This is a genomic window from Mesorhizobium sp. L48C026A00, assembly GCF_000502375.1.
GTDB lineage: Bacteria > Pseudomonadota > Alphaproteobacteria > Rhizobiales > Rhizobiaceae > Mesorhizobium > Mesorhizobium muleiense.
The window spans coordinates 41614-67156 of the sequence record NZ_AYWU01000018.1; the positions used below are offsets into that span (position 1 = coordinate 41614).

Here is a 25543-nt window from a genome sequence, read left to right on the forward strand (position 1 = left end):
TCAAAACGCCTTTGGACAGCTGAACCCGGATAGCGCAGGAAGGAAGAGAGGGATTTGGTCCGAACTGGCCTGGATCGTATAGGCGACATCGCGTCCCCCGATCACGAAGCGGGCTTGCGTGTTGCCGCCGGTGCCGGTGATATCGGCCTTGTCCAGCAGGCGCTTCAGTGCCCACGGACCGTCGAACTTGATCGCGGATTCACGGCCCGGCATCTCCGGAATGAGGCTCAGGCTCGCGGACGCGGAAGCCATGCCGCTCGGCCAGGTCACCGTGCTTGGCGCGTTGCCGGCCTGGTTGCTTTGGACGATCTGGCCATCGACGTCGAGTACCGCCGTATCGGCATCGCCATGCAGTGAAAACGGCGTAAAGGTGATACTGACCGACGGCACCGAACCACCTGAAGGAAAGAAGGCATTGCGGATTTCCGCCGCCAGCTGGAAGTTTTTCAGGGTCGACTTCGACAGGTCGCGCCCGAAACGCGCATCCTGCTTCCAGTTCCAGTCCTGGCCGGTCATGTCGATCAGCGATGCGAGATTCTGTGCGAAGAACCGGTCCATCAGGCCGCCTGGAGCGAACAGTTTCGCGAAATCCGCCATCGCGATATCCTCCGGGCCATCGCTGGCGAAAGGATAACGGCCCTCGACCATCTCCTCGCAGGCGCGCGTCACCGTCTGGTCGAGCAGCTGGTTCAAATTGGTCTGCGACGTTTCTGCGACGTTGCCGTCAAGCTCGTCGGCGGTCGCAGTAACCATTCGGGCGAGTTGCTTGGGCAGCCGCGAGACATTGGCGCGAAGGGTGGAAATCTGCAGCTGCAGATTCATGTTGGCGCGTTCCGTTTGCGAAGGGACATCGGCCGCCAATTGCAGACTTTGATGGATGTCGCGGAAATTCTGGGTCAGTGCATCGATGGGGCGGCGCCCAGTGGGACCGTTCACCAAAGCCTGAAATGATCTGAATTGCGCTTCGATGTTCGCCCCGGGGTTCTGGTTTTGCGCGCGAGCGGAGCCCGTGCCGGCCCGGCTTTGCGATTTGCCGCTGGCGATTTGAATGCCGATGCGGGCCAATCCGCTGGCGATGTCTGCAGCGTTTTGCGGCTGGTTTTGAAGCATGCCGGCTTCGGCCTCGGAGCCGGGCTCTTCGCTGGAACCAGCTTCTCGCGTCAGCGCTGTTTCGCCGGCTATCGCCGTAAAAAGCTGGTCGATTGGCGAGCTTGGTGACGCAGCGGCGGAGAGCGCGATATAGTTGTCCTCCAGCATTGCCTTGAACTTCAGTCTGTCGAGAACGCCGTTCCACGCCGCGGCGAACTCCCTGCCATAGCGCTCGACAAGTTCGGGACCGAGTTTTGGCAATTCCTGGTCGATGCCGCCTTGCTCGGCGCCGCCGCCGAGAACCCACTGGTCATCGACAAGCATCTGCGCAATGCGCGAGAGGTGTCCAAGATAGAAGTTGTTGAAGCCGCCATAGGTGTAGATACCGGGCACGCGAAGGCCGGACAGATCGCCGCCATCGACACGCTCGAACAACAGCTGCGCTTCCGGGCCGCCTTTGACGGAGACGGAAAAATCGCCCAGCGCTGCGGCGTATACCGCCGACTTCACCAGGGCAGAGGCACGATCGGCAAGGCTCATGCGTCCGAGCGAGCGTTGAGCGGCTTCGACAAGTGGCTGGTTGAGTTCGAAAACCGGATCATAGGCGTCGTCCAGCGCAAGCATGGCCCGCAGATGCTTTTCGAGTTGCGCTCGTCCCTCGCGGTTGTTTTCACCCGGATACCGGTTCTGCTCCCAGTCCTGCCTCATCCAGGACACGATCAGCTCGTCGTCGACCTTGGGCGCCTTGCCGCCAAGCATCATGTAGATCTTCAGCGGTTCGTAGAGCGCGGTGGGATCAGCCATTTTTGCCTGGATCGTCCGTTCGGCCTGAAGCAGCAGGCGCGAGCGGAACATGCGCTCCAGGGCTTGCCGGTAAGCTGTCTTTGATGCCGAAAGCAGTCTTTGCCGCTGACTGAGGCCGAATGTCTCCTGGATCGGGGTCGGCAAGTCACTGGTGTCGAACCCGGCCGGCAGTTCGCGCAACTGGTCGAGCGGGCCGATGACGTTTTCGAGGTCGACATCGGCGACTTCAGTGCTTTTGAGGAGCGGGTCCGCCGTCTCGCGATACTGGCCTGCAGCTTGCGTGGTAGAAGCGATCAGCGACCTGTTGGCTGAAAAGCTCAGGGCCAGGGTGCCGAGAGCCGCGGCAGCCATCAATGCTATTGCGCCAAGGCCGCCATACCTGGCGATCGCTGCACGCCTTTCAGCCGATTTGTCGTATGAGACCCAGCCGGATTCCGCGAAAATGACGCCGGTCAGAAGATCATGCAGGAAGAAGCTCTTGCCGGTGCCGGAAAGATGGGCGCGAGAGGCGCTGCCGAAACTGCGGCCGATTGCGCCCAGCACCTGGTCGATCGGCGTGCCCTCCTGCGTGCCTGACGAAAAATAGAGACCACGCAGGCTGACATTCACCTGGCCGCGGGCCGGATCGAAGATGCCGGCGACGAAACCGGCAATACGGCTTTTTAGCGCGTCAAATTGAGCTGGAAAGCCAAAGATGGCTATGCGCGCGACCGGATCGGCCTCTTCCTGCAGGCGGTCGGCCATCTCCTCTGCCAGGCGCTTTGCCAGTGCGTCGAGTTCGGCCGGTGCCTCACCGGCCATGTTCTTGCTGCGATCGGCGGTCTGGAATGTCGCGCCCCACACTTTGCGGCGGCGCTGCTCGTCGAAGCCGCCAAAATAATCCATGAAACCGGAGACAAGGTCGGCCTTGGTGAAGAGCAGGTACACCGGGAACTGGATTTTCAGTGTTTCGTGAATTTCGCGCAGACGGCTGCGTATTTCGACGACATGGGCGTCAAGCTGCCGATCATCGAGGCTGATGAGATCGGCAAGGCTGATGGCCAGAATAACCCCGTTTATCGGTTGCCGGGTGCGGTATCCCTTGAGCAGCGACAAGAAGGCGAGCCAGCTCTTCTTGTCGCTCTGCGCATTGGAATCCTGCGTGGTGTAGCGCCCGGCGGTGTCGATCAGCACCGCCTGGTCGGTGAACCACCAGTCGCAGGATCGTGTGCCGCCAACGCCGGCCACTGGCTGGGCGTCGCCCGAACCGGCAAGCGGAAAATTCAGGCCCGAATTGACCAACGCCGTTGTCTTGCCGGCACCAGGCGGGCCGATGACGACGTACCAAGGAACCTCGTAGAGGAAATTGCGCTTGCCGCTCGACCGCTTGAGCGCAGCGATGGCTTCATTCATCCGAGTCTCGAGCACCTGCGAGTCGTCGTCCCTGTCGTCGTTGCGGGCGACTATCGTCTCGAGCGCCTTTTGCGCCTTTCGCTTTTGCCAGAAACGCACGCCATAAAGCAGCGTCGCGATCGCAACGATCACGCCGATGATCGTCACGCGCAGCCAGACGGGTGCCAGTGGACGCGTGTCGGCAAAGCGGATCAATGGTCCGGCAAACCAGACGGCTGCCGCGAAACCGGCCAACGCGATCGCGCTGAATATCCGCAGCAGCCAGCGCGTCATGGGCGCTTCCAGATGGCCGTGCTCACAGCGTTTCCTCCTTGGGGATCATCAAGTCGACACGGCGATTCTGGGCGCGGCCTTCCGGCGTCGCATTGTCGGCGATCGGTTCGTCTTCACCCTTGCCGTCGACGGTGATCCGGGAAGGCTTGCTGAACCGTGGCGCCATGACAGCTGCGACGGCCTTCGCCCGGGCGATGGAAAGGTCGAAGTTGGATTTGAACGGGCTCGATTTCCGCGGCTTCACATTGTCTGTGTGGCCGACGATCATGATCGGTCCAGGCTCCGGTTCCAGTGCGGCGGCGATGTCCGCGGCGATTGGTCCAAATTCCGGTTTTATCTCGGCCCTGCCGGACGGGAACAGCAGGACATTGTTGATCTCCACGATGATGAACCTGCCCTGCGTGCCGACAATCAGCCCGCCGCGCGCGATAGTTTTGGCCAGTGCCGCATGGATGCGATCGATCTGGGAACGGGTAGGGGCGACAGGCGGAGCGATTTTCACCGGCGCAGCCGACGGCATCACGCTGGCGCGTTCGATGGCGACCGGCATCGACGGATCGAGCGCCAGCAACCTGCCGGCAAGGGTATCACCCTCGTTGGTAATGATGACCCGCAATGCGAAGAATGCCGCCGTCAGCAGCGCCGACGCAGCGGCCGCAATCACCCAGAGGGGCAACCGGGCCGACGACTGTAGGCTGGACACCGCCAGGCTTTGCCAGTGGGGCGAGATGTCGTCGTCGGCGCGCGCCCTGAAGTAACGAAGCGTCTCGTAGACGTCGCGTCGAACGCGTTCGAGATTGTTGTCCTCGCGCGCCAGGCCTCGATACTGGCCTTCGAACCCCAGCGACAGGCAGGCATGCATCAGTTCAAGCAAATCGTAGTGTGCCTCCGGCGCGGCCAGTATCTTGTTCAGTGCTTGGTAGAAGCCCGAGCCGGTGGGCACGACGTGAAAGAACTGTGACAGCATGCTGTGCTGCGCCCAGGCGTCTGTCTGGGGCCAAGGCAGGTTGCCGATGAGGTCGTCAGCGGTTTCGCAGAGAGCAAATTTTGCGATCCGTGCATCTTCCTCGGGAACACCGGCTTTCTCCATTGTCCGGTCGAATTTTTCGATCGCCTCGGCGACATGTTCCGCCAGCTGCTCCGCCTGCCTTTCGACAGCCATAAGCCTGAGCTGGCCAAACAGCATCAGCAAAGGCGCGGCCGCGGCGAGGATCTGATTGGCTGCGGAATACCTGACGCTGTCCGTGGCATGCAGCAGTATTTCCTGCTGAATGCCCGGCGCCGCAACGGAGCCGGTTGCCGCCGCTGCGCCGGGGTCTGCGCCCTGATAAATCACGGTTCCGGATGTCCAGCCCGGCGGTGCATGCCGAGCGACCGGATCGAAAACCGTTGAATCCTTGACCGGCGAGGGGCCGGGGCGCCCGCCGTCGGCAACGGCCCGGTGGGGATCGGGCGCTGATTTTTCAGCACGGCGCGGTGCGCGAATGACGGTCTTGCCCGCTGGGCCGAAAGGGTCGTCCTTCGAGCTCATCGCCAATCGTCCGTGCACGCGTCGGTGCCGCATGCGCGCCACATCAGGGCAAGACGGTCCCCAGCCGGGCGCGGGGACTGCAGGCGCAGGAACTGCAGGCGCTGCTGACGAGGGCAGTGTCCGGAGGAAGGTCGGCTATATCTTTCTAACCCGCAGTAACATGACATGTGCCGCAGACCCCCAGGTCAATCAGCCTTACCCGCTGGCGAACTGTCGAAAATGATCGTAAGCTTAGAAACGGTCGATTGGAACCAGATGCAGCGCTGCCAAAGAATTTTTCTTCGCCAACGACAGCGCCGTATCTTTGGGCTCGCCAAGGATACATTCCACCTGGTGCGTGATCCGCTCCGCAGCCGAGGCTAAGCGCAGCAAACCGATCCGATTTCCGGAGCACCTGCCAGATTTCCAGTCTACTTTTGCTTGTCGGCTTTGGCATAGGCTTCGCTGAAATAGGCCAGGAATATGTCCAGCATGCCGTTTTCGTGTGCTTCCTCCATGGTCCGCCATTTGGCGACGAAGGCGTCCCAGGCCAGGCCCTTCTTCGATGTGAATGACGTCGGTGGGAGTTTTTTGCTGATCGCCTCAGGCGACAAATCGTCAAGCAGCCGGGAGAGCGCAGCTTGCATGGCCGCATAGGTGGCAAATTCGTGCGTCTTGAGATCGCGGAACGCGTCCTCGACACTGTGCCTGGCATCAAGGTAGCCGGATCTGCGCCGCGCAAACATGATCTCGAGGATGTCGTCGGTTCCCGGGACGAATTTTAGGGGATTGTTGTCGGCAGCGCTGATCATCGTCCGGTGTGTGCTCTTGGCCAGTATTTTCGCAGCCGCACGTGCCTTCAGCAGCAGGGCCAGTTCCTCGACAACCGTCCGAAGCACCGCGCCGATTTCGGCGGCCACTTCATGCGGATCACGCGATTGAAGCAGTTCCGGCGCGATGCCGGCTGCGATCGCGATGTCCCGCAGCACCTCGTCCTTCGTCGAAGCGAGAGGCGCGGGCGTCGAAGCCACCGGTGCTCTCTGCCCGGGCCGTTGCGCCACCGGTTCGAAGAAAGGCTGGTCTCCGAAATCCTGCGGCCGGCCGGTTGCGACAGGCATTTGTCGCTGCGTCGAACCGTGGCTGCTTTGAGGATGCCCTGTCGCGGCGCGCTCGTCATCAATCGAAACCAGGACGACATAGCGGCCGATCAGCAACCGGTCGCCCTGATCGAGCCGGTGAGGGCCGGCCATGCGCTGGGTTGATCCATTGATGAATGTGCCGTTGCGCGAGATATCGTGCAGCCAGAACGCGCCTGCCTGGTAACGCACTTCGCAGTGTCTGGCGGAGATGAACTTGTCGGGATCGGGCAAGGTCCAATCACAGGCCTCGCGGCCGATTTCAAAGCTGCGATCACGAGCGGAGTAGCCGGTCGACATACCGGCGGGCAGGGAGACGACATTGTTGATCTGCAGCCTGATGAACATTCAAAATCGCCGTCGATCCTGTCGGGAAACTCGCCCAGGACACCCCATTATACCAGCAATTTGTGAGCGGCGGCACAGAAGCGTTCAAGTCGATGATTCCACAGGCGACCAGGCTGCAGCCGCCAAGCGTCCCCTTTGGTCGGTGCAAGACATGTGCTAGGCTCAGGCAGAAACGAGCGGCGGGAGGGGGCACGACCCATGCCGAACGAACGTGCTACGGTTGTGCAGACGCCGGTTGGCGCTGACCTGTTGACCTTCACGCATCTTGTCGGGCGCGATGAGATCAGTCGTTGTTTGGCCTATACGGTCGGGTTCGTCAGCAGCAGCCCCGAAATCGATCCGCTGAAGATGCTGGGCGGCGCGGTTTCGATCGAGGGTGAATCCGATCCCAAACGCTGGTTCAGCGGCCTTGTCTCCGAGTTTCGGCTGACCCGGATCGAGGACCGTCTGGCCTACTACGAAGCCGTCATCAGGCCATGGCTCTGGTTTCTCGGCAATACCACCGATTGCCGTATTTTCCAGAACATGAGCGTCATCGAAATTGTCGAGGAGGTTTTCTCGAAATACAGCACGGCAAAATTCGAGAAGCGCCTGCAAGGGTCCTATCCGCCGCGCGAATACTGCGTCCAGTATGACGAGAGCGATCTCGATTTCGTGCAGCGGCTGCTCGAGCACGAAGGCATCCTGTATTTCTTCGAGCACGACGAAGGCAAGCACACGCTTGTGCTCGCCGATGCCATGAACAAGCTCAAGCCGGCGCCGGGTTATGAAAAGGTGCCCTATCACTTTGAAGGGCAGGGCTCCCGGCGCGATGTCGAATACATCACAGAATGGATTCCGGGCAGCTCGGTGCGGCCGGGCGCCTATGTCCATACCGACTATGATTTCGAGAAGCCGGGCGCCGACCTGATGGCCAAATCCGCCCAGCCGTTCAGTCACAAGCTGGCCGCGGGCGAGAACTACCGCCAGCCCGGCGCGCATCTCGACGTCGGCCGCGGCGACAGCCTGGCCGCGATACGGCGCGAGGAAATTCAGGCCGTGCACCAGCGCATCGCTGCAGTCGGCACCGTGCGCGGCCTGTATTCCGGCTGCACCTTCAAGCTGGACGGCTTCCCAAGGGAAGACCAGAACCAGGAATATCTGGTGGTCAGCGCCGAATACAGGCTGTTCGATCCCGGCTACAGAGCCCTTGCCGACGTCGAAAGCGAGAACTTCAAGGTGATCCTCGGCGTGGCGCCGACCGCCTTGGCCTATCGCCCGCCGCGGGTCACGACACGGCCGATCATGCGCGGTCCGCAGACGGCGACGGTGGTCGGCCCATCCGGCGAGGAAATATTCACCGACAAATATGCCCGGGTAAAAGTCCAGTTCCACTGGGACCGTCTCGGCAAGAAGGACCAGAACAGCTCCTGCTTCGTGCGGGTTTCGCAGACCTGGGCCGGCAGCGGCTGGGGTTTCATCCAGATACCGCGCATCGGCCAGGAGGTGATCGTCGACTTCATCGAAGGCGATCCGGATCTGCCGATCATCACCGGCCGCGTCTACAACGCCTCGCAGATGCCGCCCTACGGACTGCCGGGCAGCGCCACGCAATCCGGCTGGAAATCCGACTCCTCGAAAGGTGGCGGCGGCTACAACGAGCTGATGTTCGAGGACAAGGCCGGTTCCGAACTGGTCAATTTCCAGGCGCAGAAGGACCATAACCTTCTGATCAAGAACGACCGCACCAAGCTTGTGCAGCACGACCAGTCCGACCGCATCGATCACGACGCCAAACACTCCGTCGGCCACAACCTCGACGAGGACGTCGGCAACAACAAAACGGTCAAGGTCGGCGTCGACCAGACCACGGATATCGGCAACAACGACACCGAGACGGTGGGGGTGAATAGGTCGCTGACGGTGGGCTCGAACGAGACGATCGGCATTGGGTCGAACTCGACGGAGACGATCGGCATAGCGCACACGCAGACTGTCGGCGCTGTCCAAACGGTGACCGTCGGCGCGGCTCGGGTCGACTCGGTCGGGACATCCGAGACCCGAACCGTGGGTGGCCCGCAAGCGAACACGATCGGCGCGACACGGTCGGTCACTGTAGGTGCGGCGCAGAGCCACGATATCGGTGCCGAGGATAGTTGGAAGATCGCTGCTGCTCAGAGCGTGCAAATAGGAGCCGGGCAGACGATCAAGATCGCAAAGGATCAAGGCACCGATATCGGGGCTGGACGATCGGCCAAGATCGCTAAGGATGATGTAACCGAGGTCGGCGGTTCCAGAGCGCTCAAGATAGCCAAGGGCAGCGCCGTCGAGGTAGGCGAGGACGGGCTCATCAAGATCGGCAAGGATCTGATCATCGAGGCAGGTGACTCCATCGTGATCAAATGCGGCTCGGCGGCAATCGCCATGAAAAAGGATGGCACCATCACGATTGAAGGTAAGGATATTTCGGTGATTGCCTCAGGTGAGTTCAAAGGCAAGGCGTCAAAGGAAGTTTCTTGGAAGGGCAGCAAGATCAACCACAACTGAGGGCGTTATGGCGGAAGTGTTAGAACGGATCGAGGGCGTCGCAATCGGGATATTGATCGGATTTGACGCGGGTTTGCCGCTTGTAGTCTTTACAGGGAATCCGCAAGAAACGGCGGTTTCCGCACGCAGCCTCACCGAACTTAACTCGGCGATGATAGGCGCGGAAGTGGCGCTGCTCTTTCAGGAAGGTAATCCGCTGCGGCCGCTGATTCTCGGCAGGATCGTGGAGCCGGTCCGCAAATCATCAACGCCATATGTGGTTCGCGATGGTGAGAGGGTTCAGATCGTCGGCGAAGAACGCCTAGAATTGCGTTGCGGCAAGGCGACGATCATTATGGAGAAGGATGGTCACATCACTATTCGCGGCACCTATTTAACTAGCCACGCCAGCGCCGCGAATCGAATCCGCGGCGGCTCGATAAATCTGAACTGATGCCGCCGCCGACGCTCCGCGAGATCGTGCGCCAGCATGCCGAACAGGCGGCGTTTTTGTGGATAATTTACGACCGCCATCTGCTGAATCCGGAAGAGAATCCGGAGTTGGACGAGGTGCGGCTCGCGCGACTAATAGAACGACTGGAAGCCCATCTCGACGGGTTGCGAGTTGCCGGAAGGATTGGGCTTGAGATCGCCGAAGAACGCTACCGAGAATATTCCGAGGCGGGCGAACTTTTTGTGGTCAGAATGCTCAGCTATAAATCGACTATGCGTATCATCGATCTCGATCTAGACAAGGTGAGAGCGTATCTGATAGCGAATTTGCCGGCAGAGCAGCCTCGTTAGCTGCGCGCCATATGCGGGCAAATGGACGATCATGCTGATCGCGCTGCTACAGAAAATCCTTGCGCAACCAGCCACTTCCATCGAATTTGTAGTAGGAATTATGGCCGCATGACCAAAGGCAGTCACCGGAAGATAAACGTTGCCCGAAAACGGTTGGTTTGAACGGCACGACTTCCAGTTCGACCAAGACGTCGACACCTCGCCCTGCTGCGCCGAAGTAAATCTTGTCCCGAAAACGAGTGACGGCGCTGTACCAGCGCGGCTGCGTCAAGAAATTTACCAACGCACCTGCGTCGTAGCGAAAGCAGGTTCCACTCTCACCGCAGACATAAACCTTATCCGGCCCGTCCACAAAAACGCCGAGAAGGTTGGCATTTGTCTGAACATCGATTTCCAGCCAGGTATCGCCCTGCAGTTTCCAAAATGCGCCGCGCTCGCCGACGGCATAGATGTGTTGGAGGGATGGGCCGTTTATGTCGAAAAGGCGGGTCGAGTCAGGAATTGAAATATCTCGCCAGCCGTCGCCGTCCGATCGTAATACAAGCCCGCCCTCGCCAAGGATAAAGATAGTTTGATCGTCCAGACCCCAGACCTTGAAGATCATTCGATCAGACAGGCGTTGTTGCGTGAACTGACCATCCGACCCCTTCCAGAGGCGAAATCCGTCGCAGGCGTAGATCATTCGTGATGGCGAAACCCAGAACGAGTCGATCCAGGTGTGTGTATCGAGCAGAATTCTTGGTTCGACCTCGGGAAATGAGGGGGTATGAAAGATCTGGCTGCGCTTTTCTTCGCGACCCTCGTCCATCTGCACAATAAGGTTCCAAACCCCTGTTCCCTTGTCCGCCTGAACGAGTGTGCAATCGACCGTGAAGCCTTCGGGACTGATGTATCGTTCCGCATTGTTTGTCATTCTGCAACTCCTCCTGGGGCTGGTGTAGAGGTTCTCGGAATCTTGTCGCCGCCAGGTACGCGGCATTTTTGTTCCGCAATTTCTTCCTTTTTCTTACCTGTGCAGCGCTCAAGATAATCATATATGACGGCCTCGAGACAGGTCATTACGTCATCCTGCTTTTTCTTGTCCTCGATTTTGCTAATGGTCTCGTCGTGTTCGCGAATAGAACCCAGTTCGGAGGCGATCGCGTCTTTGACCTTCGGGCGGTTTTCGCCGATCTTGTTGCCAGCCTCGTCGCGAACAATGCAGGACTCGGCAAATTTTTCCTGGTTGCGTGTCTTCTTGCCATGGGGGGTGGAACTGTCGGCAGCCGGGCCCTTCATGCAAAGGCACGGAGCGCCGCCCGCACTGTAGTCACCCATACCCTCGATAGATCGTGGCGCGCCGCCCCGCTTGTTTTGCGCCAGCGCGTTCTGAAACATATGCTCGGATTCATTCTGATTTTCTTTCGTCCACCCGCAGTTTTCCGTCTTGTCGGAATGCTTGTGAAGCGTGATCTTGAATTCATTGAGCAACGACTTGCAGTCAATGTTATTCGGCCTTATTTGAGCGATATGCGGCCAGGTGACCGTGTTGCCGGGTGGCGAAGCGTGATTGTTCGTAGCGAGATCGGTCATCCTGATCACCGGCTCGCCGTCAAATTTCACGTCACCCGACCAAGAGTTGAAATACTCTTTGCCCGTATTTTTCGAGGTGATGATGCCTTTCTTTGCGGCGCACCCTGCCTCGGTTCCCGATGTTTTTGACAAGTCGGACTTGTTCTTGATATTGACGGTCTTACCGCCAATAAATACCGTACCTGTTCCTTGCTCGGTATCCGAAGCCATGCCGAAACTCGGATAGGGGATCGGGACACCTGGTGGTGTCGCCGGATTCTCCGGCGGGGTGAAGCAAACGTCGGGAAAGGCGGCAATCGTCTTTGCATCGACTGACTTGCCAGAGATTTCCAACCCATTTGCGAAAACGTTCGCCATCAGGCTGCCCTTGTGGCAAGCACTGCCGCTCCACAGGCACCCTCGTCATTCGATGCCTCAATCAGCACAGAATTGCCTCCGGCATACCCTTTCTGTGCTGCCATTTTGGCCATCCCGAGCATCAACGGCCCTACTGCCGCGCCGACATTGCCTAGCGATTCACTTGGTGACCAAACGTCCTGAAAGTCGCGTCCGTTTCTGACCAACCGCAAATTGGCGAGCGCGCTCTGCTTGAACCAGTATTGCTCACCAATGAAATCGGCAATGCGATAGCCGAGGCGATTCAGTTCGATCCCGGTCTCCTGCAGTGCCAGGTGATAGGCAGACGTCATGCCATCGCCGCGCAGCGGCAGGTCCTGGCGATTGTAGATAGTTGCATTTTCTCGCGAAAGGCCAACGCCAAACAACCTAAGTCCTTGGCTGTCGGGTCGACTGCAGAGAACCGCAGCGGCCGCCTCACCTGGAATGAACCCATTTGGATTTCCGGGCGTGAGAATGCGGTTGGCATTGAGGTAATGAGCGACCGATTGCGAGGTAAGGTAGCTGTCCACCCCCGCAATCATCACATAAGGGACGTCTCCCGAGGCAAGGAGCAGCCGTGCATGGCCAAGCGCGACATGCCCGGAAGGACGGCCATGTGCGACGACACGCGACCGTGCGTGCGGTTTGACCTCCACGATTTCCGCGATGCGGCCGAGTAGGGACGCTGGATTAGTAACCGGTCGGCCCGGCCTGTTTTCCTCTGCCAGGCAGAGGATCAGTGCTGTTTGGCCTCGCGCCTCTGGAACGGCGTCGAACGCTTCGGCGATGGACCCGGCGGCGAGGTGCGCCATCCGCTTTTCGCCGATCCAGTTTCGCGGCAAAGGCACGGGAGCTCCGATCAGGCGACCATCGTTCGGCAACACAAAACGCGTCTCTTGAAATCCGTCCAATCGGGCACGCATCGCCGCACATGCCGATAGCGCATCAAGGCCGACAGCGGTGACCATGCCGATCGAGATGATGTCAAGGCTGACGCTCATGTGTCCGCGCCCTCCGTTTCCGGCGCGGAGCCGTTGGCGCGGATATACATCCGGCCAGTTGCCCGCGCCCGCAGCATGGACTCAGTCGGCGGACCGACCCAGCACTCGGAAAAGTCGAGTATCGTCCGGTGAATGCGCTGCGACACGCGCCAAGCCAGCGAGAAGCGGCGGTTTTGTGGGTCAAACAAAAGAGTATCGGCGGGAATGTCTCCCTCGAAGGCCTTTTCCCTGCCCTTAAATAAAGTGATCGGCAACGCCGTAGATGGTAGCCGGAAACTCTCACGTCCCTGCGGCGTCAGGTTGACGAGCTGCACCTCTTCGCCACCTCTAGGCGGGTCGATCTGCTGGTCAGGCGGGGCCATCTGGAAATAGCGCTCGTCGAAGTCCGGCGGCAGAAACGGAAAGATGTTCTTCGTCCAGTTGTCGTCATAGGTGCCGCCATATTCGATCCGGCCAGGCCAGCCGCGGCCCATCGGACCGAAACTCATCGGCTTGTAGTCGCCGAAGGGCGAGCGGATTTCTTCGCCGACAGCTTGCGTATTCGGCAGCCGCAGGCCGGGAATGAGGCGCTGGTTTTTGGTGCGCGACCAGCCGGTTCCGACGGGATTGTATTTATAGCTGGCGGGGAGCTTGTCCTCCGGGTCCAGTCTGTCGACGCCACCCCAGGCAACGTCATAGGAAATTGGCATGCGCAGGAAGGGCTGCGGCGCGGTGGCGGTGAACACTGGCCCGATGGCGCGCCACTCACGCGTGCCCACCACCTCAAAGAGTTTCGACCAATTGCCAACCTTGATGCCAACCGGTACTCGCTCCGCCGGTTTGCCACCCGGTGCATAAGCGCAGCCGTTGGCGATCACGTCGCAGCGTGGCTTGCGAAAAGCGAAATCGGTTTCCCACAGCGTGGCCGAATAGCCGGGCTCGCCGGTGTGCGTGTCGGCCATCACCAGCGGCACCTGTTCCGTTGATTTCTGCACCGGTCCGCCGGGCGTCGCGGGAAAGTCGAACGTGCCTTTCACCACGACGACAATCCACTCATGTCCGGCCTTGTCCATGCCCATGGTGAACTGATGCGGATACCCCATCTGGTTCCAGATCTGCATCAGCTGGTCTCCCAGCTGGCGGCAAAAATCTGCTCCAGCGTCGCTTGCGGCGACAGCGGATCAATATCGAAAAAGTCGGAACGGGCTGTCCACATCACCATTTCGCCGATGATCTCTTCGCCCGGCTCGACAAGCGGCATCGGCAGTTCGGTCAATGCGATGTCCAGTTCGTCAGGCGTCAGCTCGCCATGCTGGGCGGCAAAAGCAGCGTCTTCAATCCCGGCAAACCACGTATCGGCGCGAGCCAACTGAATGGAAGCGTCAGGAAGCCGCGCGACAACGCTCAGAGGGAACTGCCGGCCGACCCTGTCGGCGCTCTGCAGAATAATGCCCGCCGATGCGCCGAAAGAAGCCGGACCGGCCAGGAAGCGCAGCGCGGTGGTGCGCGGCCAGGTTTCCGAGCCGATCAGCGGCACGATGTGCTGCGCCAGCCAGCGGTCCCAGCTGCGCACAAAATCCCCCGGCAGCCGCCGCGTGACGAAATCGCCGGTGGCAGGCATTTTGCCGTAAAAGCCGGGCAGGATCATATCTGCGGTGGACATGAGAATTTCTTGAACATTTGCAGATTGTAGGGGTTCTCGACGCTTGCCGCCTTGAGCTCGAAATCGGCGTACATGCCTTGCGTGCCCAGCCGCAGGCTGTAGACGTCGGACAGCGAGGTGCCGGTGAAGCGGCCGCTGCGCAGCAGCCTCAGCCACGCCCAGCTGCCGGTTTCGTTCAACATGACTTCGGGCGAGCCGTCGATCGGCTGGAAGGCGAGCGAGATGACGCCGGTGCCGTCCTTGCCGGGCCAGGTCATCGGCTGCGGCCGCGTCGCATTGTTGTAATAGACGAGGTTCTGGCCATCGAGATTGAGCGTCACGCGCGTGACGTTGGGCGACAGGTCCGTCGGTTGCAGGGTGAAGCTCATCACCGGCCCGGTACCGCCTGGAAACAGATCGTCGCGGATCCGCCTGGCCTGTTCGAACGCCGCCAGGGCCGCCGCGTCGAGGCCGAAATCGGCGCGCCATTTCCATGGCTGGCTGGCGGTGTCGACATAGCTGATCAAATGGTCGTTGATGAAGGTGTCGATCATCCCGGCCGGCCCGAACAGGCGGGCGAAATCGCGGACATTGACGTCGACCGCGCTTTCGGGGCTGAACGGGTAGCGGTCGTTCAGCGCCGCCTGGCAGAACGGCAGGATGTCGGCGCGCCAGATGGCGTTGAGCTCCGAGGTGACCGCCTTCTGTGTCAGGCCGCTGGTGTCGCCGGCAATGCCGCCGAGCCAGTCGTCGACCGGATCGGGCAGGATCTGCGCCTGCCTGGCCACCGCTCCCGTCAGTTCGGCCAGCCCACCCTGCTTCTTGATGGCGTCCTGCGGGTCGGGATTGGCCGTGACCGTCTGCAGCACGTTCGAAAGTGCGGTCAGCGCCACCACCGCGGCGTCGAGTGCCGGCGGCTGGCCGTCGACCTCGGCGATCGCGCCCTTGAGCGGCTTGAAATGTTCGGCAACCAGATTTCCGGTAAGGTCCACCTCGTTGGCGGATCCTGCGCGCGGCAGCAGTTTTGCGCCTGTCTTCACGATCTTTCCAAGCTTCCCCAGCTTGCCGAGCAGTTTCGAGGTGCCCTTGGCTGCCGCCTTGTTGTCGGCCGGCGCTGCTTCATCGGATCGGGTCAGCTCGGTCTCCTGGACGACCGCCGTAAGCAGGCGCTTCAGCGCGGAATCGGCACTCGAAAGATCTTTTAGGTTCTCGCTGGCGACATTCAGGTCGGCCAATGGCGCGAGCCTGATATCGCGCAGGATGCTGTCCCATTGCGCGATGTAGTCTTCGTAATAGAGTTTTAGAATATCCTCCGACAGCGCCGAGACCGAGGTTTCGGAATTTTCCGAACAGCCTCCGGCAAACACCGCCCGATCGAGCGCCGCCTGGGCGGCGACATCCTCGATCCGGTCGAGAATGGCATCGTGGAAGCCGGAATAGGTGAACGCGCCCGAAATGCCGACGCGCAGCGTTTTGTCGGAACGCCGTGCAAAAACCTTGGCGCCGTTGGGGCCGGCGAAATTCGCCGGGATCCATTCCTTGAGTCCGGCCACCGCCGGATCGGCCAGCAACTGCCTGTAGGCGCGCGCCGGCAGCGAAATCGTGCAAACCGTTTTCAGCGCCTCGGCAACCAGCGCCTGATCCGCTGATATGTAGCTGTCGTCGACCGTCATGCGACGGATCGCGGCAAGCTGGTGCTCTTCCGCATCGGCGGTCGGAAACGGCGCCGCCGGTGCGAATTCCGGCAAATCGTTGACCCACCAGGTCTCAACGTAGTCGGCGTCCATCTGCGACAGGCCGGTCATCATCCGATAGGTTTTTAGCGCCCCCAGCATGAAATCCGGATCGCGGATCTGCCGCCACATCGTCGCCTCGAGCAGGGCGACCATGTGCGGCTCGAGGACGTTGCGCAAAGCGTGCTCGTAAGTGTCGGCCTGCGCCCGCAGCAGCTCTGCCGACGCCGATGGCCCGAGCAGGTCCTGGGCACTGCTCGGCGGTGCGGTACGGGCATTTGCGACCTCTGCCATCGCATTGAGCGCGCTGTCAATGGCGGGCTGCTCCACCGATGCCGGGCTCGCGGCTGCCGCGGTCAGCGGGGCCTGCAGCGCTTCGAACTGGCCCGCCTGCGCTGCGATGGCATTGCGGTTGTCATAGTAGGACCAGGTGAACATCGCACCGGCCAACAGGGCGGCGGCGGCACAGGCTGCCGCGGCGCCCCGCCAGATCCAGGCGCGGCGGCGCTGCGTCAGCGGATCGAACGTCCCCAGGCCGGCTTCCCTAAAAATGACCTCGGTCAGCAGGTTCTTCAGGAAAAAGCTGCGTTTTTCAACGCGCGGCGCCGGCATCGCCCGTCGCGGCGGAAGACCGAAGGATGACGACAGCGCCGCGGTCAGCCGGTCGATGGGCGCCCCTTCCTGGGTCGCCGACGTCAGATAGACGCCGCGCAGCCAGGCGGCTTCTTCGTAGCGGCTTTCGCCGAACATCGCCTCGACCAGCACCTGGATCGGCTCGGACAGGCTCGTCAGCTGGGCGGGAAACCTGAAAATCTCGGCGCGGGCGGCGAGCTTGTCCTCGTCCTCCAGGCGCGGCACCAGCCGCCGCTCGAGTTGCGTCGCAAGGGTGGCGATTTCCCGTTCTATGGTCTTTGCGTCGACACGCGCATCCAGCGCGAAGGTCGTGCCCCAGACCTGCTCGCGCGAGGCCGTCGACAGGCCGCCGAAGAAAGCCTCGAAACCCTTGATCAGATCGGCCTTGGTCAGCATCAGATAGACTGGAAGGCGGATTTCGAGCCGGTCGTTGAGCTCTGCCAGGCGCCGACGGATCTTGCGGCCATGCGCCTTGATGGCTTCGTCGCCCTCTGAAAGCGCATCGATCGAAAGCGCGACGATCACGCCGTTCAGCGCCCGGCGGCCGCGATGCTTTTTCAAGAGGTCGAGGAAGCCCAGCCATTCCGCCGCATCGACGTCGGGCTGGCTCTCCTGCTGCACATAGCGGCCCGCCGTGTCGATCAGAACCGCGTTCTCGGAGAAAAACCAGTCGCAGTTGCGCGTGCCGCCAACGCCCTGCAGGTCGTCGGTAAGGTCGATCGGAAAGTTCAGGCCGGACTGGCGCAAGGCCGTGGTCTTGCCGGTGGCCGGCGGTCCGACGATCACGTACCAGGGCATCTCGCGCAGAAACTTGCGTCCGCCCAGCTTGCGGCGCTTCAATTCGACCATCACCTCGGCGAACTTGGCGCCGACTGCGGCGACGTTCTCTTCGCCGGGGCTCAGCGGTTTTTCCACCACGGGCGCAGCGATTTCGGCGACGAACATGCGGTTGGCCCGGATCGCCCGGCGCTGCGCGACGATCAGCCAGATCAGCCAAAAAATGACCAGCAGCGCAATGATGACGATGCGGGCATTTTCCGAGGCGAAGGGTTCGTAAGCACCGACCCTGACGATCGGGCCGAACACCCAGATAACCAGAGAAAGCAGCGCGATGCCGATCAGCGTCCACAGCCAGCGCGATGTCAGAACCGCCCAGAGGAAGCGCAGGATGAACATCTCACAGCCTCTTTTCGACCAGCACCTCGACGCGGCGGTTCAAGGCCCGTCCCGCGCGGGTGCTGTCGTCGGCCACTGGATCGGTAGCTGCACGTCCTTCGAAGCGAATGCGGTCCTGCGGCACACCGTTCTGGACCAGCATCTCGGTAATGGTTGCTGCGCGCGCTTCGGACAGCCGCTGGTTGGTGGAAAGCGGATTGGACCGTTGCAGGGGAATACTGTCGGTATGGCCGACCACGGTGATGTTTCCGATCAGTTCCTGATTGGCGAGGATCACTTTGGCGATCGAGCCGATCAGCGGTTCGAAGCCTTCCGTCAGTGTCGGCCGCGACGACTGGAACAGTTCGGGGTTGGAGGCCTGGATGATCAGCCTGGCCAGCGAAACGCTCTCGGTGCCGCTGAGCGCGGCCCTCAGATTCGCCGGCGCTCCGGCCTGAAACTCCGGCACCAGCGCGAAATCCACTGCCTCCGGCGGCGGCGCGTCGACCTGTGGCGATGTCCGGCTGATCTCGCCGCGGGTCGGCGGCGGCAAGGCACGAACCAGCGTCGAAAGCTCGACCGCCTGACTGCTCAGCCCCATCGACAGGCCGAGGTAGATTGTCGTGGCGAGAACCGCCGCGCCGAGCCCCATCACCCAGATCGGCACGATGAAACGCTGCGGCTCGTCGGATGCGATCACGCCTTTCCAGTTCGGCGACAGTGGCGCGCCGTCGGCGTCGGCATCGCGCAGAAATCGCGCCGCAGCAACGCGAACCGCATTGATCGAGCGGTCGCCCGACCGGCCCGGGACACGATATTTGCCGCGGAAGCCGAGCGCCAGGCAATGATATTGCAGTTCGAGCAATTCGCGATCCCGGTTCGGATGCCGCTCCAGTTCGTCGAGACGCGTGAAGAACTGCGTGCCGGCATCGACATCGCCTCGCAGCATCACCACAAGCGGCTGGCGCGGCCATGCGCTGGCGCCGCCCCATGGCGTGTTCAGCGCCAGGTCATCGAGCAATGCCGCCACCACCCAGGCTGCCTGGTCGGCGCGCTCCAGGGAGGACCCCGCCGCCATTGCCGCGTCACGTGCTCGAACCAGCTCATCGAGCAACCGGGTCCGCAACGCTTCCGGGTTTTCCGGCGGCAGCGCGCTTTCAAGCTCGGGCGCGAACTCGAGCAGCGGCGCGAATGCGTTGACCAGCGTGTTCGGATGGGTGCGCGACCGTTTGATTGGCACACCCGACAGGAGTGGCGTCATCGGTCGCGGCATCGGCGCGCCGGTCAGTCGTATGCGGGTGCGTTCGCGATCCTCCGACAGTCCGAAAGGATCATCCCGGCTCATCATCTCACCTGTTTACCGAATAGCAGTCGACCTGCGGCTCGCTCGGCAGCACGCCCGACACGCCGATGACGAAGCCGGGGGCATCGAGCAGCGAGGCCCAGTGCTCGCTTTTCTGATCCAGCTCAAGGCACAGCCGATCGCCGTCGTAAGGGATTTCGCGCGGCTGGGAATGAAGCGGTTTCAGTGGAATGCCGGGTAGACGGGATTTCCACAGGCCCTCGAACTGATCGGCCGAACCGACGGTCGCCTGGTTGACGAAAATCTTGCGCAAGGCATCTTCCGACAGCTCGGAGCCGACCCGGATGACGATCCGGCTGGCCACCAGCAGTTTTGGGTTGTCGATGCGGATTTTCCAGACATTGGTCGAATGCCGCATGACCGGCAGCGCGCGTGATTTAGGCTCGATGTAGCGCAGGCTCAGGATGAGCGAGCGCAGGGCGTCGGCCAGCGCCGAATAGGCGGGGCCGGGCGCCATGTGATCGTAGGCGGGCAACTCGCTCAGCCGACGCGCGCTCGAGCCATAGGTCGCCATTGAACCGGCAAGACCGGCAAGCTCCAGGTAAAGCTCGGCCGGATGGAAAACATCCTGCGCCAGCATGTGGGCCAGCCGCGGACGCGCTGCATTGGCGAGATTGAGCATCAAAAGATCTTCGACGCTGCGCCCTGGCCCGCCCATGACCATTTTACCATGCGCCTCGGCGATCTGGTCGAGGCCGGTGACAACTTCCAGAAGCAGCTGCCGGTACCAGGCCACCGCCCCGGTGACCAGTGTCGGCGGCAGGAACGTCTCGTCCAGCGAGACGCCGCCGTCGGCGCGAACCCCTTTGATGTCGGCTATCGGCAGGGCGGTGTAGCCGCCAACCGATTTTCCCGGTGCAATCAGCAGCGCCTGCGGGCGGGCGATTTCGATTTCTTCAGGATCCGAACCGCCCTGGACGGCGTCGCGCACCGAAACGATCCGCCCATGATAGCGTGCTCCTGTCGATGCAGCGTGCGCCGGATCGAAGCCGACACCGCCGGCAGGCTCGAGCGGCAGGGCGACCAGCACCGGTCCGGCGCCGGTATCGGCGGTGACCGGCAGCGGTCGCGGCGCGTCCATCAGGTCCGGGATGGAGAAGGGGGTTCCATCCGGAAAGATGCCCCGTGCCGACAGGATCGAAACCTGGCCGGCATCGAGCATTGCCTGGTCCAGCGTCAGCTGCTGAAAGCCGAACGTATGCAGCTGCCCGGCCTGCAACGCGCCGCGCACCGTCGCCTCGAAAAAGCGATCCTGCTGCTGAAAATGCTGGGTCCGGAGAAACAGGCCTTCGGACCACAGCACCCTGTTTGCATCGCTCATGCCGCTACTTCCTGCATCGAGCACCCCTTGCCCTGGCCGCTAGGCGGAAATGCCGCCGCTGCCAAGCGTGACGTTGACGGTAACTGTTGATCCCGACGACACCGATTTGGTTGTACGCCAGGTCCGGCCGCCGGGCTCGCGAACGAGGGCAACGAAGCCCAGCGCAGCCGCGTCCGGCTCGACCGTGATGGTTTTGGATGCGGTCTTTCCAGGCCCGACGGAGATCTGGTCGGATCCAATGAGATCGCCTGCGAGCGCGGAGCCGGCATCCCCCTGCAGCGCGAAATAATCGGCCGAGTTGAATTTGCCGGTGCTGCGCAGCCGCATCACCAGGACCGTGACCGGCCGGTCGCCGCCGCCTGGTCCCGGGTTCATGCCGGCCGCGCCGGTCAGGTTGACGGTCACCGCGGATGGTTTTGGCGGACCGCTCTGGCAAGCAGCAAGCAGCCCGGTTGCGCCCAGGGCAACGATGAATTCGCGGCGATCGATCATTTTTTCACTCCTCCTCATATGCATCCCGAAAATCAGCGCCGATTTCGCCGAGGAAGCTCGATTCCGCACTCTGGGCGATTTCACGATGGCGTTTTTGGTAAAGCTCCCACAGCCTCGCGCGGCGCCCGCCCGAAAGCACGGTGCCGATCGCGGAACTCGATTTGAGCTCTTCCTCGATCGCTGCCGGGTCAAAACGGTCAATCATTCGCCGCAAGGCGGACTGCACGCCTCGCCAGGCGCGCACGTGATGTTGCGCGAGATCGCGGACCGCGTCGGCGATTGCCGCTTCGCCGGCCAGAAATCCGGGGCTGCGTTCCGCGATGAGGGTCACGATGGCGTCGTCGACCGTCGGCAGAAACTTGAGCGGATTGACTTCAGAGGCCCCGACCACCGTCTGGGCGACGCGCGCGTTTCCTTTTTCCTCGGCCCGTTTGCGCAGCAGCTGCATCAGGCCTTCCATCATCAGCCGATACTCGCGACCGAATTTTTCCATTTCCGCGACGCTGTCGCGTCCGGGAAACTCGGCTTCCTCGATGCCCATGCCTCGCAGGAACGCGCTGCGAAGGGCCGTGTTCGCCGGCTGCGCCGCTACCGGCGATGGGGCGGGTCTGGGGGGAAAGCCAGCACGTGGCGGAGAAGGCATAGCTGCCGCGGGGCCAGGCAAATCCCAGGGATTGGCCGGCTGCGGCTCTGGGGCGAAATGTTTGCGTTGACCGGCCGAGCCGGCGCCGTTTCGCAAATCGGGCGAAGCGGCCGGCCCGAAATCGAAACCGTCATCGAATTCGGAGGACTTTCTTGAAACGGGCTGGCTTGAAACGGGCTGGCCTGGAACGGGCTCGCTTGCACCGGAAGGCACCGGATCGAAGCTGAATGGGTCTGCGGTGTCCGGCGCATCACGCGGTTCGGAATAGCCAGCGCCATTCGGCGCCGGCGTCGATACCGGGTCGAGGCTGAACGGGTCGTCGAAGGCGGGCGAACTGCGCTGGTTGGCGCGCTCGAACGCTCCTGGAACGGGTTGCTCGAACGGGTTCGGCAGATCGGCGGGACGCGGTCGGCGCGGCTCTTCTTCGACCGTGGCTGAAAAGAAGTCATCGCGGCCGATGCTTACCGGCGCTCGCGATGCCGGCGGTGACGGTTCGGCGAACGATTGGCTGGCCGTTGGTGCATGAGCGACCGGCGTCTGCAGATCGACGCATACGATGTAATCGCCCAGCCTCAGCCGCATGCCGTTCTGAAGACGGACCGACGTGCCGGTGCCGAGCGGGCTGTCGGCCTCGTTTATGAACAAACCGCTGCTTGATGTGTCGGTGACGAAATACCCATCCGGCCCGCCGGTGATCCTGCAATGGGCGCGTGAAACGAACATGTCGGGATCGTCGATCTGCCAGTCCGCGTCCGCGCTGCGGCCGATCACCAGTTCACCCTGGTCCAGCCGGGTCTGCCGTACCGCCTGGGTGCGTGGCCCGTGCTCCAGCGTCAGCAGCAGACTCATGCCGCGACCTCCGCCATTTCCGGCCGCCATCCGACGATCGTCCGCAGCCGCATATCGTCAGCATCGCCCCTTTCGGCGGGCCGCGCAAGCCAGGTGGTTCTGCCGAGCTGTACCGCTCCGATACGCGGCGGCGGCACACCTTCACGCGCGAGCACGATCCGCAGATCGACGTCGAGCGATTCCCCGACCATGTCGCGAACCGCCTGCTTGAACATCTTCAGACGTTGACCGCCCGGCAGGAACGTCTTGAACTCCTCATAGCCGAGTGGGCCGACGCGGAGCTCGATCCTGCTTTGGCGGCTGAAAACGCGCGGGCCGATCGTCGCCCCGCGACCCAGCACTGCGTAAGCCTGGGTAAGCCGGGTCTGGAGCGTCGCCGGTATGGTCATCCAGGTGGCAACGAACTCCTTGATCGCGACCGGCACCTTGAACGCTTCCGCCAGGAACAGCGTCAGCCGCTCCGGACCGTCGACCTGGCTGGCGAGCGACGCGGCCTGGCGAAGCTTCACGGCGTCGAGATCGGGATTTTGGGTGCCGGGAAGTCCGGTTCCCGCCATGGCTTCAAGCATGGCCCTTACCCGGCCGCCGACCGCACGTTCGACCTGTACCGCCGGATGCGCGTCCGCCCAGGCTCGATAGTACAGGGCGATCATGCGGTGCTGGAGAATATTGACGAAGTCCACGAACGTCGTGTCGCTGGTCTGCCGTGCGTCAGCGCCGGTGAACCAGCGCTGCGACAGACGATCGAGCACCCAGCGTGTCAAATGAAGCGGCATCGGGCCTTCCGGTCCCATCAGCCCGAGATTTGCAACCGTGACCCGGGCCGGTGTCCCGTCCGTCCTCGGCGTCTTGTCCTTCGCGTCGCGGAATTCAACCACGTCCTTGGCGGAAAAGCTAAGACGCACATGCTGCCCGAGCCTTGCCGGCTCGCGATCTGCGCGGCCGGAATAGCCGAACAGCCCGCCCCGTTGTTCGAGCCGGCGCAACAGTTCGAAGAAGTCGAACGTATCATCCAGTTCTTCGGCCCGGACCGGGTCGAGCTTGCCTAGATCAGGTAGCGATTGCCGGGCGTCATCGGCCATGGCACATCCTCCTGCTTCTGCAGCAACCGCGTGCGGGTCCGCACAAAGCCGTTTATCCCGGCGTGACGGGCAAACAGCCGGGCAAGCAAGGCTGAAAGCAGCAATGTGCTTTGCCCGGCCAGGACCGACTGGTCCACATGCAATGTCACTTCCGTGCCCCGTCCGAAGCACATCGGCCCATCGATCTGCAGCCGTTCGATGACGGATCGCGAGTCGATGCGAACGATCGAGTGCACGTTGCGAGCCAGGCTCGGATCTCCCCGGTCGGCATAAAGATCGAGCAGCGCATGCAGCGGATCGACACCGCGGCCTTCCTTGGCGAGGCTGAGAAAGTTGAGGGCCAACTGCGCCACGAGCCGCCATGCGAGATTGTCGGCTCGAGATTCGCCTTCGGCGCCGGCGGGCAGCGCGGCCGGGATCGCCGGCTGGGGCGGGCGCAAAGCACCGATAAGCCGGACCGTTTCGACCGGATCGCCTGTCTCCAGCGTCAGGGTAGGGTTGTCGTCGAGGATCGGCAGATCGCGGTTGGTGCAAAGCGCCATGATGTCGAGCCGCTTCAGCGGCCGGTTCGCCGGGCTTCCGGCCGGCCGGGAAACCGAAAGGAAAACGTCGTCTCCGGTGTAGGAAGTGCGGGTCAGTCCGTCGCGCCGTTCATCTTCGGTGGCCCGGCGAGGGCGCCGTTCGGTGGAATAGACCCAGCCATTGCTGCGGTTTTGCCCCAGGCTGAAGAGTTCTGGAATTTCGGCGTCAGGACCCTCGGCATCGGCGTCCTCGACATGGGTCACCCGATAGATTTCGAAGTCGCGCGCCCGCGTGCGGTCGGCATGCAGCACCTGCCGCGTTCTGCGCGGATCGAGCTCGATGACGTTGCAGTCACGCTCGAACAGGTTGATGATCGGTGTCGCGAAAAGTTCGAAATCCGCCGGCGTCACATCGGCAAGCTCGGGTACCGGACGCCGGAACATGAAGATGATCTCGACCCCGGCCTCGCATCGGCGCACGACCGGTTGCAGTCCTGAAACCCGCACGTAGTGAAAGCGCTCGGGCATCATGAAATATTCACGCAGCAGGCGGTAGCCTTCGAATGTCGGCCGGGTACGAGGCATCAACGCCTCGTCGTCGCTGATGCCGACCATTTCGGGTTCCGGCAACCGCGACAGCGGATTGGCCTTGCCCTCGGCGCGTGCGCCAACCGCCGAGCAGGCGCCGAAAATCGCGTCGAACAGCAATGGCGCCTTGGTGCGCCCGGCAAAATAGAAATCAAGCCGGTCGAGCGCCAGTTCGCCGAGCTTGCCTTTTCCGGTCCGACCCAGCGTGATGCGCAGCGCCGCCTCGCCGCCTGCGCCGCCGATCGGTGTTATGCCGGCCGCCGCCAACCCGCTGCGATCCTGGAAATAGCTGACCGAATTGATGGTTATCGGCCACAGCGTGATTTCCTGCGCGGTGGTGAATGTGCAGCGCGTCGACAGGCCGGGTTGCAGACTGGACACCAGCCGCGTGTTCCGCTTGATGACATGGCCGGCAATCATCGACTGGACCTGCTGGCCGGGTTTCAGCACTGCCATTGCCGTAGCCGGGGCCGGGGTAACCAGATCGGGATACAGCACATCCAGCACGCTGCGTGAAAACCGCGAACGCTCGGCGTCGACTTTCAACCGGGTGCGTGCAGCGAGGAAAGCGACGCCGTCAAGCAGCCGCTCGACATACGGATCCGGGCACGGGACGGTATCGAGAGAAAGATTGCGCGCCACCGCCGGATGCATGTCGGCAAATTCCGCCGCGAGTCCGCGGATATGGGTCAGTTCCTCCTCGTAATATTCTACGAAGACCCGATCCATC

The 25543-nt window shown here is 62.0% G+C and carries 18 protein-coding genes; 3 read left to right on the top strand and 15 right to left on the bottom strand.

What is annotated here, in order from left to right:
• The 3 genes from tssM (X738_RS67585) to tagH (X738_RS67595) form a co-directional block, all read right to left on the bottom strand.
• Nucleotides 1–3558, bottom strand: a complete 3558-nt coding sequence (tssM, locus tag X738_RS67585; protein ID WP_023801291.1) for a type VI secretion system membrane subunit TssM — start codon at nucleotides 3556–3558, stop codon at nucleotides 1–3.
• A 22-nt stretch (nucleotides 3559–3580) separates the two neighbouring features.
• Nucleotides 3581–5089 carry a type VI secretion system protein TssL, long form gene (tssL, locus tag X738_RS67590; protein ID WP_023801292.1) on the bottom strand — a complete coding sequence of 503 codons (1509 nt, stop codon included), beginning with the start codon at nucleotides 5087–5089 and terminating at the stop codon, nucleotides 3581–3583.
• A 410-nt stretch (nucleotides 5090–5499) separates the two neighbouring features.
• Nucleotides 5500–6552, bottom strand: a complete 1053-nt coding sequence (gene tagH / locus X738_RS67595) for a type VI secretion system-associated FHA domain protein TagH (protein ID WP_023801294.1) — start codon at nucleotides 6550–6552, stop codon at nucleotides 5500–5502.
• Between the two features lie 198 nt (nucleotides 6553–6750).
• Here tagH (X738_RS67595) and X738_RS67600 point away from each other — a divergent pair, with 198 nt between their 5' ends.
• From X738_RS67600 to X738_RS67610, 3 genes are read left to right on the top strand one after another with little or no spacing between them, the layout of a single operon-like run.
• The gene (locus tag X738_RS67600) at nucleotides 6751–9078 is read left to right on the top strand and encodes a type VI secretion system Vgr family protein (protein WP_023801295.1); all 2328 of its coding nucleotides are present in this window, start codon (nucleotides 6751–6753) and stop codon (nucleotides 9076–9078) included.
• A 7-nt stretch (nucleotides 9079–9085) separates the two neighbouring features.
• Nucleotides 9086–9511, top strand: a complete 426-nt coding sequence (locus X738_RS67605) for a DUF6484 domain-containing protein (RefSeq protein WP_023801296.1) — start codon at nucleotides 9086–9088, stop codon at nucleotides 9509–9511.
• Nucleotides 9511–9861 carry a hypothetical protein gene (locus X738_RS67610; protein ID WP_023801297.1) on the top strand — a complete coding sequence of 117 codons (351 nt, stop codon included), beginning with the start codon at nucleotides 9511–9513 and terminating at the stop codon, nucleotides 9859–9861. Before X738_RS67605 ends, X738_RS67610 begins: the two co-directional genes overlap by 1 nt.
• Before the next feature lie 46 nt (nucleotides 9862–9907).
• Here the strand turns inward: X738_RS67610 and X738_RS67615 are convergent, their stop codons facing one another.
• From X738_RS67615 to tssF, 12 genes are read right to left on the bottom strand one after another with little or no spacing between them, the layout of a single operon-like run.
• A complete protein-coding gene (locus X738_RS67615) occupies nucleotides 9908–10774 on the bottom strand; it encodes a WD40/YVTN/BNR-like repeat-containing protein (RefSeq protein ID WP_023801298.1) in 867 nt (288 codons plus the stop codon).
• On the bottom strand, nucleotides 10771–11790 hold the full coding sequence (locus X738_RS67620) for a DUF4150 domain-containing protein (RefSeq protein WP_023801299.1): 1020 nt from the start codon (nucleotides 11788–11790) through the stop codon (nucleotides 10771–10773). The genes X738_RS67615 and X738_RS67620 overlap by 4 nt, the downstream gene beginning before the upstream one ends.
• Entirely contained in the window at nucleotides 11790–12812 is a 1023-nt protein-coding gene (locus tag X738_RS67625) for a 3-oxoacyl-ACP synthase (protein WP_023801300.1), read from the bottom strand. The genes X738_RS67620 and X738_RS67625 overlap by 1 nt, the downstream gene beginning before the upstream one ends.
• Entirely contained in the window at nucleotides 12809–13912 is a 1104-nt protein-coding gene (locus tag X738_RS67630) for a DUF2169 family type VI secretion system accessory protein (RefSeq protein WP_023801301.1), read from the bottom strand. Before X738_RS67630 ends, X738_RS67625 begins: the two co-directional genes overlap by 4 nt.
• Complete coding sequence (gene tagF / locus X738_RS67635; protein WP_031255720.1) at nucleotides 13912–14454, bottom strand: type VI secretion system-associated protein TagF; 543 nt, start codon at nucleotides 14452–14454, stop codon at nucleotides 13912–13914. Before tagF ends, X738_RS67630 begins: the two co-directional genes overlap by 1 nt.
• Nucleotides 14436–17975, bottom strand: a complete 3540-nt coding sequence (gene tssM / locus X738_RS67640; RefSeq protein ID WP_023801303.1) for a type VI secretion system membrane subunit TssM — start codon at nucleotides 17973–17975, stop codon at nucleotides 14436–14438. The genes tagF and tssM (X738_RS67640) overlap by 19 nt, the downstream gene beginning before the upstream one ends.
• 1 nt (nucleotide 17976) lies before the next feature.
• On the bottom strand, nucleotides 17977–19299 hold the full coding sequence (gene icmH, locus X738_RS67645; RefSeq protein ID WP_023801304.1) for a type IVB secretion system protein IcmH/DotU: 1323 nt from the start codon (nucleotides 19297–19299) through the stop codon (nucleotides 17977–17979).
• A gap of 4 nt (nucleotides 19300–19303) precedes the next feature.
• Nucleotides 19304–20638 (bottom strand): type VI secretion system baseplate subunit TssK, encoded by a 1335-nt coding sequence (gene tssK / locus X738_RS67650; protein ID WP_023801305.1) that lies wholly within the window; start codon nucleotides 20636–20638, stop codon nucleotides 19304–19306.
• 39 nt (nucleotides 20639–20677) lie between these two features.
• Complete coding sequence (tssJ, locus tag X738_RS67655; RefSeq protein WP_023801306.1) at nucleotides 20678–21130, bottom strand: type VI secretion system lipoprotein TssJ; 453 nt, start codon at nucleotides 21128–21130, stop codon at nucleotides 20678–20680.
• Nucleotides 21131–21134: 4 nt separating this feature from the next.
• Entirely contained in the window at nucleotides 21135–22622 is a 1488-nt protein-coding gene (gene tagH, locus X738_RS67660; RefSeq protein ID WP_031255722.1) for a type VI secretion system-associated FHA domain protein TagH, read from the bottom strand.
• On the bottom strand, nucleotides 22619–23704 hold the full coding sequence (gene tssG / locus X738_RS67665; RefSeq protein ID WP_023801308.1) for a type VI secretion system baseplate subunit TssG: 1086 nt from the start codon (nucleotides 23702–23704) through the stop codon (nucleotides 22619–22621). Before tssG ends, tagH (X738_RS67660) begins: the two co-directional genes overlap by 4 nt.
• Complete coding sequence (gene tssF / locus X738_RS67670; RefSeq protein ID WP_023801309.1) at nucleotides 23668–25542, bottom strand: type VI secretion system baseplate subunit TssF; 1875 nt, start codon at nucleotides 25540–25542, stop codon at nucleotides 23668–23670. The genes tssG and tssF overlap by 37 nt, the downstream gene beginning before the upstream one ends.
• Nucleotide 25543 lies beyond the last annotated feature (1 nt).